7 protein-coding genes are annotated in these 12,698 nt (G+C 64.6%); 5 read left to right on the top strand and 2 right to left on the bottom strand.

Features of this window, described 5'->3' with window-relative positions; all coding sequences use genetic code 11:
• Positions 1-17 precede the first annotated feature (17 nt).
• The gene (locus DBR47_RS18380; protein ID WP_124452754.1) at positions 18-2,468 is read right to left on the bottom strand and encodes a prolyl oligopeptidase family serine peptidase; all 2,451 of its coding nucleotides are present in this window, start codon (positions 2,466-2,468) and stop codon (positions 18-20) included.
• A 241-nt stretch (positions 2,469-2,709) separates the two neighbouring features.
• On the opposite strand from DBR47_RS18380, the gene DBR47_RS18375 reads away from it, so the two are divergent.
• The gene (locus DBR47_RS18375) at positions 2,710-4,116 is read left to right on the top strand and encodes a hypothetical protein (protein WP_148090430.1); all 1,407 of its coding nucleotides are present in this window, start codon (positions 2,710-2,712) and stop codon (positions 4,114-4,116) included.
• A gap of 29 nt (positions 4,117-4,145) precedes the next feature.
• Here DBR47_RS18375 and DBR47_RS18370 read toward each other — a convergent pair whose 3' ends face one another.
• Positions 4,146-4,904 (bottom strand): ABC transporter substrate-binding protein, encoded by a 759-nt coding sequence (locus DBR47_RS18370; protein WP_197047149.1) that lies wholly within the window; start codon positions 4,902-4,904, stop codon positions 4,146-4,148.
• A gap of 157 nt (positions 4,905-5,061) precedes the next feature.
• Here DBR47_RS18370 and DBR47_RS18365 point away from each other — a divergent pair, with 157 nt between their 5' ends.
• The 4 genes from DBR47_RS18365 (at position 5,062) to DBR47_RS18350 (ending at position 12,571) form a co-directional block, all read left to right on the top strand.
• The gene (locus tag DBR47_RS18365) at positions 5,062-7,563 is read left to right on the top strand and encodes a hypothetical protein (RefSeq protein WP_124452748.1); all 2,502 of its coding nucleotides are present in this window, start codon (positions 5,062-5,064) and stop codon (positions 7,561-7,563) included.
• Positions 7,564-7,594: 31 nt separating this feature from the next.
• Positions 7,595-9,022 (top strand): hypothetical protein, encoded by a 1,428-nt coding sequence (locus DBR47_RS18360; RefSeq protein WP_197047148.1) that lies wholly within the window; start codon positions 7,595-7,597, stop codon positions 9,020-9,022.
• Between the two features lie 196 nt (positions 9,023-9,218).
• A complete protein-coding gene (locus DBR47_RS18355) occupies positions 9,219-11,282 on the top strand; it encodes an ATP-dependent helicase (protein ID WP_124452744.1) in 2,064 nt (687 codons plus the stop codon).
• Between the two features lie 461 nt (positions 11,283-11,743).
• Positions 11,744-12,571 (top strand): toll/interleukin-1 receptor domain-containing protein, encoded by an 828-nt coding sequence (locus DBR47_RS18350; RefSeq protein ID WP_197047147.1) that lies wholly within the window; start codon positions 11,744-11,746, stop codon positions 12,569-12,571.
• Positions 12,572-12,698: the final 127 nt, after the last annotated feature.

Below are 12,698 nucleotides of genomic sequence, written 5' to 3'. Positions count from 1 at the left end.
GCTGCCGGGCCCGCGGTTCAACGTGGCGCCCGCGGGTCGCCCAGCTGCGTCTTCAGCCACTGGCTCATTTCCCACTGCACATGGCCGACCGACTCGCGCGCCGTGTAGCCATGCGACTCAAAGGGCAGGGTGACATAACGCACCGAGCCACCGGTGCCGGCCAGGGCCTGGTAGAGGCGCTCGCTCTGCATGGGGAAGGTGCCGGAGTTGTTGTCTGCCTCGCCGTGGATCAGCAGCAGGGGCTCCTTGATCTGGTTGGCGTACAAAAATGGCGAGAGCTTCAGGTACACGTCCTGTGCCTCCCACAGCGAGCGCCGCTCGCTCTGGAAGCCAAACGGCGTCAGCGTGCGGTTGTAGGCGCCGCTGCGGGCGATGCCGGTTTTGAACAGCTTGGTGTGGGCCAGCAGATTGGCCGTCATAAAGGCGCCATAGCTGTGGCCGCCCACCGCCATGCGTTTGGGGTCGACGACGCCCAGCTCCTCGGCCTTGTCGATGATGGCACGGGCATTCATGGTGATCTGCTCGACAAAGCTGTCATTCACCGTTTTGGGGTCGCCCACCACCGGCATGGTGGCGTCGCTGAGCACCACAAAGCCGTCCATCAACAGCATGAGCGGGCTGAGCGGCGAGATGCTGGTGAAGCGATTCGCCGAACCGCTGACCTGGCCGGCCGTGCTGGCATCGGTGTACTCCAGCGGGTAGGCCCAGGCCAGGGCCGGGCGGCGCTCACCGGTGCGGTAGTCGGGCGGCAGATAGAGCCAGAAGCTCAGGTCCACGCCGTCGGCCCGCTTGAAGGTGATCAGCTCGCGGCGGATCTTGCGCAGCTGGGGGCTGGGGTCTTTGGCCTGGGTGAGCACCCGCTCCTCCTCAAAGCCTGCGCCGCTGCGCAGAATCAGCTGGGGAGGCTGGTTGGCGCTTTCGCGCTGGGTCAGCAGGCGGCCCTTGTCCAGCACCAGCAGGGCTTGCTCGTAGGCGTTCTCGTCCGACTGGAACAGGCGCTGTACGCTCAGGTCCTTCAGGCTGAGTCGGTCGAGGAAGGGCCGCTCGCCCTGCGGGCTGGCGCCGGGGCCGGCCAGCAGCAGCTCGCCTTGGGCCGCGATGACGGCTTGGCGGCCGTTGGCCAGCATACGGGTCTGCGGGACGCCGGGGTGGCGATAGCGCTCACGCAGCGAATGGTCGAACACGGTCTTGCCGGGGCCTCCGGCAAGGGGCTGCAGCGAGGTGCGCAGCCAGGACTTTTGTCTATCCAGCTCGGTCAGCAAGGCGTTTTGACCATCGTCCAAAAAGCTCAGGCGCACAAAGCGCTGGGCCAGGCGCTGCACCTCCTGGGCCTCGCCCTTGAAGGGCGGGTCCAGGCGCATCAGGCGGTCGCGATGGGGGGCTTTGGTGTTCGGATTGCCGCCGTCCAGGGCCTCGACCCAGAACACGGCCGCGTTTTTGCCCGGTGCGGCAAAGAAGGCGCGCGGCCCGGTGACCACCCCTTCCAGCACCACGCCTTGCTTGAGCGGCACTTTGGCCAGCTCGCGCAGCACCGCGCCATCGCGCGAGCGCAGCTCCACCGTGCGCGGGAAGTCCTCCCAAGGCAGGCTATAGCTGAAGGGGCGGCTCAGGCGCTCGCTCAGCAGCACGGTCTGCGCGCCTTCGCCGCTGCTGCTCAGAGCGCTGAACAGGCCCGGCTCACCGAGGGCGCGCAGCGCGCCCGTGGCGAGGTTGACGGCGGTGATCTGGCTGCGCGCGTGGTAGTCCAGCAAGGCTTGATCGAAGCTGTTCTTCAGCAGATCGGGATAGGTGCGCTCGGGCGAATTGCGGCCAAAGCTTTCCTGCACCGTCGGGCCGCTGGGCGCCTTGGGCGGGGTGGGGGCGGCGCCGCGCGAGGCGGGCACGGCCAGCACCAAGAATTCATTTGGGCTCAGCCAGACCGGCTCCAGCGGGGCCAGCACCAGGTTGAGCTTCAGGCCCTTGATCTGGCGCAGCGCGCCGCCGGCCGTCTCGCCCACCCACAGCTCGGTGGCCTGGGGCGTGCGGCGGGTCAGCAAAAAGCGCTTGCCGTCCGGTGACCAGTGAAAGGCGTGGAAGGCGCCGCCAGCGGGCAGGCTGATTTCACGTTCCGGCGCCTGCGGGTCCAGCAAGGGGCGCAGGCTCAGGGATTGCAAGGGCGCGCCGGCCTGCGGGCTGGCGTTGCCCGGGTCAAAGCGCAGGCCGGCCAGGCGCAGCATGGGGCGGGCCAGCTCTTCCACATTGCTCAGGCGGCGCTGGCCCAGCTGGGCCAGGGTCTGGCGGTCGGGGGAGATCAGCTGGCGCGGCAGATTGGGGGCGTCCAGCAGCTCGCGCACGGCGGCCGAGGGCTGCTGATAGCTGCTGGCTGCCTGGGCCGCTGCGGGCAAACCCTGGGCCAGTAGGGTCAGGGCGCACAGGGCGCTCAGCAGTAACTGCCGGGGCCGACGCGGCGTCGAGTGTGGGTGGTGCATGGCGTGTTTTTCCATCGGAATTGATCTTTTTAGGGATGGCGAAGGGCGGCCCTTGGCCCGACGCTGAGCGCGAAAGCTGAGATGATGCCAGCCTCGCTTGGTCGGCGCCGATCGTCATGCCTGCCAAGCTGCGGCCGCGCTGCACCGCGTATCGCCGCTTTGTCGCCCCCCAGATGCGGGGAGGCTGTGCCAAGGTTTTGCTCCGACAGGGCCCTAACATAACGACAAAATTCCTATGCGCATGCCAGAACTCGCCCTTCCGCCTCCCGCCGCTGCAGCCCTGCTGAGCGAGGGTACGGCCCTGGGCGTCTGGCGTTTGCGTTCGGTCCTGCATGGTTTTGGCAGCGAATCCTGGCCAGCAGCTGGCCAGACGGCGCAGGCGGCCCAGTGGTACGAGGCCAGGCATGCGCTGGCGGCCGACCAGTTTGGCACCGTGCTGGTACTGCCCCGCAATGAACGCGCCATGGGTGTGATCTTGCGTTTCGGCGATCTGGCTGCCGATTTCGAAGCCCTCCAGCACCCCGCGCTCTGCATGCCCACCGACAGCGGGGTCACGGCCCAGGGGCATCCCTATCTGATCTTTGAAGGTGTGGGCGGCCAGCCCCTGCTGCGGGCCACCAGCGCCCTCGCTTTGCGCGAGCGCCTGGGTCTGCTGTTGCAGCTCTGCGAGGCCTTGGCCTCCGCCCACCGCCAGGGCTGGCAATGGGCGGAGATCGATCCCTCCATGGTCTGGCTGGGCCGCGACCGCAAGCTGAGAATCATGGCCCTGGGCCTGTTGCGCATGCCCGACCCCATCAGCCCCCTGGAGCATGTGATGGGCTTGAGCTCGGCGCCCGGCTATGCCAGCCCCGAGATTGAGGCGGGCGAGTCGCCCAATCTGCGCAGCGAGGTGTTCGGGGTCGGCGTGTTGCTGCGGGCCCTGGTCGAAGGCTGCGCCCAGGCGCCCAGCCGGCCGGAGGTGGCGCCCAGCTTGCAAGAGCTGTCGCCCGCCGCTTCCTGGTCGGCGCTCAGCACCTCGCAGCGTTTCAGCCTGGATGCGTTGATTCACAAGGCGGTGGCGCCGCAGGCCGAGCGCCGCTACTCCAGCGTCGAAGCCCTGGCCCAGGACCTGCGGGCCTGGCTTGCGGGGGAGAGCATGTCGGCCCTGCGCCTGCAAGCCATGCCCGAGCCGCAGGGCACCTTGATCACGCCTCGCGCTGCCAAGCAGTGGTCGGACGGCGTGCATTGGGGCGGCCGGGCCGTGGCGGCCAGCGTGTTCTTGTGCGGCCTGATGCTGCTGGGCCTGTGGCTGGAGCGCGATGTCTTGCGTGGCCTGTGGGTCAAGCTGGGCACGGGCGAGGCCGCGGCCAAGGTGCAATCACAGCCGGCGACTGCCCAGGCGCAGCCCGCCCAGCTTCAGGCGCAGCCAGTGCAGGCGCGCACCCCGATTGGCCATGACGAAGACCTGCCCCAGCTGCTGCCCAGCCTGGCCGCGCTGCCCGCTGTGGCGGCCTCCGGCCCCACGCCTGTGCGGCCCAAGCCGAGGCCGACTCAGCTCAAGACCGAGACGGTGAGTGAGCCGCAGCAACAGGCCAGCGTCCGGCCGCTCGAGCCGCTAAGCACCAACAACGGCAACAGCGGCAATAGCGCCGACGAGCAAGGGCTCTGAGCCCGGCTTCGCGCCTGCGGCCTGGCGATTCAGTCCGGCGCGCGCACCTTCCAGCGGCGTGCCAGCTCACGCATCTCGCCCCGCTTGTGCAAATCGCCCAGGCTGCGGTCCAGCTCCTCGCTCAGGCGCTTGCCCTGCGGGTTACGAGGATAGGCAAAGTGCCCTTGCAGATGCCCCAGGGCCGGCAGCAAGGGCTGCAGCTCTCGGCCCAGGGCCATGCTCTCGATCACCGGCGCGGTATTGCGCTCATTGCTGGCCAGCAGATCGACCCGGCCGCGCTGCAGCATCAAGAGGCCGCTGGCCACGTCGAGGGCGGTGCTGATGTGCAGTTGCTCGCGGGCCTGCTCCAGCGCCGGGCCGTAAGCCCAGCCCTTCACCAGGCCCACGGCCCGGCCTTGCAGCTTGCCGAAATCGCCTTGCCACTGCAGCGGGCTGTCGCGGCGGGCATAGAAGATCAGCGCGTCTTCGTAGAAGGGGAGTTGGGAGAACAGAAACAAGGGCTCGCGCTCGGGCGTGCGGTAGGGGCCGATCAGGATGTCGGCCTGGCCTTGCTGCACCATGGCCTGGGCGCGCGCCCAGGGGTAGAACTCAAAGCGCAGGCTGTGGCCCTGGGCCTGGACCGCGCGCTGCAGCAGGTCGACCGCCAGCCCCTGCGGTACCCCCTTGGCATTGGGCTCAAAAACCTTGGGGAACAGGGCGCCCACGGCCAGCAAGTCGCGCGCCTGAGCCCAGGGCAGCAGCAGGGCCCAGCTCAACAACACAATCAGCGCCCTAATGCTTTGTTTCATCATGCTGGCGCCGATTATGCAGAGCAATCCAGCCGGCTCCGATGAAAACCGGCCGGGGTTTTTCCCGCAGTGGCGGCCCGGGCGCTGGCTATGATGCCTCGCCCGCTTGGCTCCTTGTTCGCCCGCATGATGACCTCGACGTTTGCGATGCCCGTCCATGAATAACCCAGCCCAGACCCAGGCGGTCGGCCGGCGTTTTGCCTTCGCGCCGGGGCTGATGGCCTTGCTTTGTGCCGCCCTCGGCCTGGGCCTGGCCGCCCACCATCCTTTGTCGGCCTGGGGGGCTGTGCTGGGCTTTGTGGCCCTGGCCGCCTTGGCGGCGCGCTTCTGGTTGCAAACACCGCTGATCCTGCTGGGCCTCCTGCCTTTGCTGGGCCTGGCGCCCTGGAGCGGCTGGATCACGTTTGAGGAAATGGACTTGCTCGCCCTGGCCCTGGGGGCCGGTGGCTATATGGCTTGGGGCGCACGCCCTTGGAGCCGCCGCCAACACCTGCCCGCCGCGCGCCGGGGCCTCGTGCTCACGCCGGGCCTGAGCCTGCTGCTCCTGCTCTGGGCCGGCGCCCAGCTGCTGGCCTTGCAACGCGGCTTTGCCGATGCGGGTGGCTTTGTCTTTGGCTGGTTCCAGGGCTATCAAGAGCCCATGAATAGCTGGCGCGTGCTGAAGAGCTTTTTCCTGGCCTTGCTGCTCTTGCCCCTGTGGCTGGAAGCGGCGGCACGCGCGCCCACGCGCCTCGCTCAAAGCCTGCAATGGGGCATGGTGCTGGCGCTGCTGGGCATGGCCTTGGCGGCCTTGTGGGAGCGTCTGGCCTTCCCGGGCCTGCTGAACTTCTCCAGCGACTACCGCACGACGGCCTTGTTCTGGGAGATGCATGTGGGCGGCGCCGCCCTGGACGCCAGCCTGGCGATGACGGCACCTTTTGCCCTGCTGGCCCTGCTGCGCGCGAGGCGAGCCTGGCAGTTCCTGGCCTTGATGGGCCTGGGCCTGCTGGCGGCCTATGCGGCCATGAGCACCTTCTCGCGCATTGTTTATCTGGCCTTGCCGCTGAGCTTTGCCCTGCTGCTGGGCTTGCGCGCCAGGCAGGCGCGGACGCCGGGGCAGACCCAAGTCTCGGCGCCGCTGACGTCCGAGCAGCGCTTAGGTCTGGCCTTGTGGGGGCTGGGCTTTTTGGGCGCGGCGGTGCTGGTGTTTATGGGCGGGGGCTATCGGGGCTTGGCCGCGTTGATGGGCGCGGCCCTGCTCTCCTTGGGTCTGCCGCCCGCTTTGTGGCAGCAGCTGCCTGCACAGCGACGCACGATCTGGCTGCTGGCGCTGCTTGCTGCGGGCTTGTTGCTGGGCTTGGGCGCCTTCTTGGCGCAGGCCGTGCCGAAGTCGGCCTATGTTTTGTATGCACTGGTCTTGCTGGTGAATCTGGCCCTGCTGGTTTGGCAAAGTCAGCGGCGGCCTTTCTTGGACACCTTGGGTGCCACCTTGGTGCTTGGGGCCTGGATGTGCTTGCTGGGCTGTGTAGCGCTGGTGGCGGGGTATTGGGGCGGCTGGGTGGGCTGGGCCACGGCGGGCGTGGCGGTGCTGACCCTGGCCTTGCTGTTTTTGGTGATCTTGCAAAGGCCCTCGCTCTGGCCTTGGGCCGAGCAAGACCGCAATAGCTGGCGCCAACGTGGCCTCGCCCTGACCGCCTTGCTGATAGCCGCTGCCGGGGTGGCTGCGCTGGACGGCGGCAGCTATCTGCTGCACCGGGTGGGCAATAGCCAGATTGATTCCCAGTTCCGCATGCAGCATTGGCGCCAGAGCCTGGGCCTGCTCAGCACGGCCGAGGACCAGCTGCTGGGCAAGGGGGCCGGGCGCTTTTTAGCCCAGCAGTACTTCAGCGGCCTGAAGGACTCGCATGTGGGGGACTACCGCATCCGCCAGGACGCGGGCCACAACTATCTGCGCCTCAGCGCCGGCCAACACATGCTGGGTTATGGCGAGCAGTTCCGCGTCTGGCAGCGTCTGCCCATGCCGCAGGGCGCGGTCCGTCTGCAAGCCAAGCTGCGTACCAGCAAGAAGCTGCAACTGCATATCGAGTTATGTGAGCGTCACCTGATCTACCCGGACAACTGCCTGGTGCTGCAGCGGGAAATCCAGCCCAGTGCCGATTGGCAGCCCCTGCAACTGGAGCTGGGCAATGCGCCACTGAAAAGCGGGCCGGTCTACGCCCCGCGCATGGTGGCTTTTGCCCTGGCCGTGGCCACGCCCTCGGGGCAGCTGGACATTGCCGAGCTGAGCTTGCGCGATGGGCATGCGGGGGGCCAGGGCGCCAGCCTGCTGCGCAATGGCGACTTCAGCCAGGAGATGGCGCATTGGTTTTTCTCCAGCGACCGATTTCACATGGCCTGGCATGCCAAGAATCTGGCCGTGCACCTGTTGTTTGAACAAGGCTGGCTGGGCCTGGGCTTGATGGGTTTGGCGCTAGGCCTGGCGCTGTGGAATCTGAGCCTCGGGCGCGGGCGCCAACACCCGCTGGCGCCCGCTTTGGCGGCGGCCTTGCTTGGCCTGTTGGTGGTGGGCGCGGCCGATAGCTTGCTGGACGCACCCCGGGTCGGCCTGATGTTCTATACCCTGCTGCTATTCGCCCTGTGCCTGCAGGCCACGCCCGAGGACGAGGCCGCCCCAGCCTGAATCCAAAAGGCCAACAAGAAGAGCGATGATGATGACGAGATTGAAGTCCTGGCTGCTCTACCCTCTTCTGGGCCTGCTCTTGCTGGCCGGCCTGCTGCTCTGGGGCGCGATGACCGTGCTGCACACCACGCCTGCCCGCGCCATGGCCGAGTTGGACCGGCGCAGCCCGCAGGAGCTGATCCGCTATGCCGATGCGGCGCTGATGGAGTACGGGGAGCTGCACGCCTTGCTGCGCCCGCTGCTGCTGCGCGTGCAGCGGCGGGTGGAGCGGCCCACGGGTTCCATCCCCTTGCCGAATCTGGGTAAGGGCCATCGCTGGGCCACCCTGCCCGAGGGTCGCCCGCCCGCTACCTTGCCGGTCAAGACAGCGGACGAGTTGCGCCAGGCCTTGCTGAGCGCCCGGGCCGGCGATGTGATCGAGCTGGCCCCCGGCCGCTACCGCTTTGAGCAAAGCGTCAAGCTGGGCGGGCCGGGCTCGGGCGTGGCGCCCATCCGCGTGCGCGCCGCCCAGCCCAAATCGACCCAGATCGATATGAACACGGCCGAGGGCTTTTTGATCGACCAGCCCTACTGGGTGTTTGAGGACCTGCGGGTGCGCGGCGTTTGCCCGAGCGACCGCGACTGCGAGCATGCCTTCCACATCGTGGCCGGGGCCGACTTTTTTGAGCTGCGCAATAGCTGGCTGGAGAACTTCAACGCCCACCTCAAGATCAATGGGGTGGACGGCCGCTGGCCCGACCATGGCCTGATCAGCCATAACACCCTGAGCAACGACCACCCGCGCCAGACCGCTCGCTCGGTCACGCCGGTGGACCTGGTGGGGGCCAATTTCTGGCGCGTCCAAGACAATCTCGTGCGCAACTTCGTCAAGGGCGAGGGCGACAAAGTGTCTTACGGCATGTTCGTCAAGGGCGGCGGCGAAGGCGCCAAGATCGAACGCAATCTGGTGGTCTGCTCGCCGAACGAAATCTCGCGGCCCGGCGTGCGGGTGGGCATCTCTTTTGGCGGCGGCGGCAGCGACCCCGGCTTCTGCCGAGACAAGGGTTGCGAGCGCTACGAACACCAGGCCGGCCTGGCCGCCAACAATATCGTCGCCCACTGCAATGATGTGGGCCTGGACGTGAACCACTCCCGCCACATCCTCCTGGCCCACAACACCTTGGTCAACACGGCTGGCATGGGGCTGCGTGGCGAAGGCAGTCAGGCCCAGCTTTACGGCAATCTGTTTGAAGGCAAGCTGCTGATCAAGAACGATGGCAAGGCCAGGGCCGAGATGGAGCAGCCCATGAAGGCGGCCGAGGTGTTTGGCTCGGCCGACAACTTCCGCATGGACTGGCGGGTGGCACCGGAGCGCATCCCCTCCTTGCCCGCCGTGCCGCTGGATTTTTGCGGCCGCAAGCGGCCCTCGGGCACTTACCCTGGCGCACAGGAAGAGACCGCAGCTTGCACCGACAATTGAGAGGGTGAGAACTTTCTACTGCGCGGCCGCCATGCGTCGTTGGGCGGTGCTCGGAATCCTCACGTACCTGAAGTACGTTCCGGTTCCTGCGCTCCGTCCGCCTAGCCTGGCAGCCGCTCGCTACGAAAGTTCACACCCTCTGAGGCTTGCATCTCCCCTTTGCCCCTGTTGCTGATTGTTTTTCTGACGAGACCCCATGTCCGACGCCGTGAACACCCTGAACCCTGCCCAAATGGAGGCCGTGCACCATCTGAATGGCCCCTGCCTGGTGATTGCTGGCGCGGGCTCGGGCAAGACGCGGGTCATCACCCAAAAAATCGCCCGCCTGCTGCAGGCCGGTTATCAGTCCAAACAGATCGCAGCCATCACCTTTACCAACAAGGCCTCGCAGGAAATGCGCGAGCGCGCCAAGCATCTGATCGGCGCGCGCGCCGCCAAAGACCTGGTGATCTCCACCTTCCACTCCCTGGGTGTGCGCATCCTGCGCCAGGAGGGCACGCGGGTGGGGCTGAAGGAGCAGTTCTCCATCCTGGACAGTGACGATGTCCTGGGCCTGCTGCGCGACGCCGGCGGCACGGTGGACGCGAACCAGGCCAAGTCCTGGCAGTGGACCATCTCGCTGTGGAAAAACCAGGGCCTCACCGCCAAGCAAGCCCTGCTGGCCGCCAAGGACGATAACGAACGCGCGGCCGCCTTGGTGATGGAGCGTTACCAAGACCGCCTCGCCGCTTATCAGGCCGTGGACTTTGACGACCTGATCAGCCTGCCCCTGCGCTTGCTGACCGAAGACGCCGAGGCGCGCGGGCGCTGGCAGGATCAGTTGCGCTATGTTTTGGTGGACGAATATCAAGACACCAATGCCGTGCAGTACGACCTGCTCAAGCAACTGGTGGGCAAGCGCGGCATGTTCACGGCCGTGGGTGACGACGACCAAAGCATTTACGGCTGGCGCGGCGCCACGATTGAAAACCTGAAACGCCTGCCGCTGGACTACCCCAACCTCAAGGTGATCCCGCTGGAGCAGAACTACCGCTCCACCGGCGCCATCTTGCGGGCGGCCAACAACGTCATCGCCATCAACCCCAAGCTGTTCCAGAAAAAGCTGTGGAGCGATTTTGGCGATGGCGAGCCGGTGCAGCTGATCGAGGCCGACGGTGAAGAGCACGAGGCCGAACGCGCCGTCACCCGCATCCAGACCCTGATGGCCGAGGGCAAGGCCAAGGAGTTCAAGCAGTTCGCGATCCTTTACCGCGCCAATCACCAGGCGCGCATTTTTGAGCAGGCCCTGCGCCGGGCCGAGATCCCTTACAAGGTCAGCGGCGGCCAGAGCTTTTTCGACAAGAGCGAGATCAAAGACCTCTGCGCCTGGTTGCGCCTGCTGGTCAATCAGGACGATGACCCGGCCTTTTTGCGCGCCATCACCACGCCTAAGCGCGGCATTGGGCACCAGACCCTGGGGTCCTTGAGCCAGTTCGCCGGGCGCTGGAAGTGCAGCATGTTTGAGTCCTTGTTCGCCGAGAGCCTGGCCGCGCATATGAGCACCCGCGCCCTGGGCTCGCTGCACGAGTTCGGCCGCTTCATCACCGACCTGGAGTTCAAGGCCAAGCACACCAGCGGCGCCAAAGAAGCCAAGGCGATGATGATGGAATGGCTCAAGGACATCGCCTACGAGCAGCACCTCTACGACAACGAAGAAAACGAAAAAGTCGCCGCCGCGCGTTGGAACAATGTCTTGGACTTTGTCGACTGGGTGGCCAAGCGCTGCGGCGGTGAGATCACCCAGGACAGCGGCACGCAGTTTGAAAGCGAAAAGCAAACCGTGCTGCAGGTGGCACAAACCATCAGCGTGATCCTGTCCATGGCCGAGCGCGGCGACGAGCAGGATCAGGTTGTCCTCACCACCTTGCACGCCTCCAAAGGCCTGGAGTGGCCGCACGTCTTTTTGGCCAGCGTCAACGAGGGGCTTCTGCCTTTCAAAGCCGACGACGAAGAAATGACCGCCCAGCGCCTGGAAGAAGAGCGACGGCTTATGTATGTGGGCATCACCCGCGCGCGAACGACCTTAGCCGTCAGCACCCTGCGCCGCCGCAAAAAGAGCCGCGAACTGGTGATGGGCATCCCTAGCCGCTTCATCACCGAGATGCGCTTGAACGAGGGCGAGACCAAGGAAGACCCGCGGGAAAAGCTCAAGCGCTTGAGGGAGGCCTTTGCGGCCAAGGGGGCGGCGAGTGCGGCGGCGCAGCAGGCGGAGAAGAAGTAAGTAGGCGGGCAGGGTGCCATTGAATCGGGGCGGGATTGGGCGCAAGGTTTTAGCTTGGGAGGTGGCGAGGCTAGCTAACTAACTAGCGCCAATGGCGTTGGCCGAGGGCAGGGCTCATCTCCTTTTGCATGGCTCGCCATACCTTTTCCAAACCCGCGCATATCCAAGGCTGGCCATCTCTGAAAACCCGCCGTTGCCGGACGTCTCTTGGGTTGGGTTCAAAGTGCAGAGACCAAGAGATGTCTCCAAAAGTGAACTCCAGTCAAAGGGTTGGCGGTGGTCGTCTCGCACATCCAAAGGCCGGTCTGCCCCTAGTTCGCTGACTCGGGTAAGCCGCAGTTCGGCGTCTGCGTCGCGCTCAGATCGTGTCCTTTGTCGGTAGGGGCGCATGCCCAAATGTTAGGCAATAATCGTTAACGAATTGCCGAAAACAAAGTTAGGCCTTTTTCGAAAGAATGAGCATGAGCAACATAAATTACAGGGACTATGTTTGGGAGTGCGACTATGGAGAGCACTCCTTTGTCATATCCAAGCTCAAGAAGCTACTCCAAACTCAAAATGCCTATGAGCTAGGCTATTGCTTCATCTATGCAAACAACAATCCATACAACATGGAGTTGTATGTAGTATTTGGCTATGAATCACCAAAAGAGGGGCAGATAACCGCAATGCAGGAGGCTATGCGCTCTTCTGGCGCGAAGTATCGGCCTGATCTTACAAACGAAGATCTTCACGCCGAGCTTGCAAACAAGCGCTTTCAGTTCATGGCGGCAAATGATGCCGATAGTCTCGACATGATGGAAGAGACTCTCTTTTGGTACAAAGACAGATCACAAGTTGCCAGCATCATTTCCATGCGCCCCCTTGGTAAGGTTAAGACGGTTTTTCTAAGTCACTCGTCATACGACAAGCCTCTCGTAGAAGAGCTTATTCCGTACCTGAACGCAAAGGGGCTGCCATTTTGGTATGACAAAATCAGCATCGACTATGGCTCAACAATAGTCTCTGCTATTCAGCAAGGAATTCTGGACTCTGGCGCTGCAATTTTCTTCATCACCAATCACTTTCTTTCTTCGAGCTGGTGCAAAAACGAAATGGAAGGTTTCCTAAATCGCCTTGGAAGCGGGCACAACATTCTCCTTCTGAGCATTGTCGCCAAAGACGTCCCTCATGAAAGCCTCCCGTTGTTCTTGCAGATGAAAAAATATCTCAGGATGAGTCAAGAACTAACGGCGGAGGCAATCGCTACAGAGATTGCACCGATACTGCAAAAACACAAAAATGCCTAACTGGTCTACAAGGACTTCCTACCGTTTCAAGCTCCAATAGCAAGACTTGACCCTACGGGGTATTTTTCATTTCTAGACCCGAGTTCTGAACAGCGGCAACGTAACGAGGAACAGACTGAACATCTAC

Source organism: Paucibacter sp. KBW04 (assembly GCF_003852425.1).
In the GTDB taxonomy this organism is placed as follows: domain Bacteria; phylum Pseudomonadota; class Gammaproteobacteria; order Burkholderiales; family Burkholderiaceae_C; genus Paucibacter_A.
This window is presented reverse-complemented; position numbering and strand designations above follow the sequence as displayed.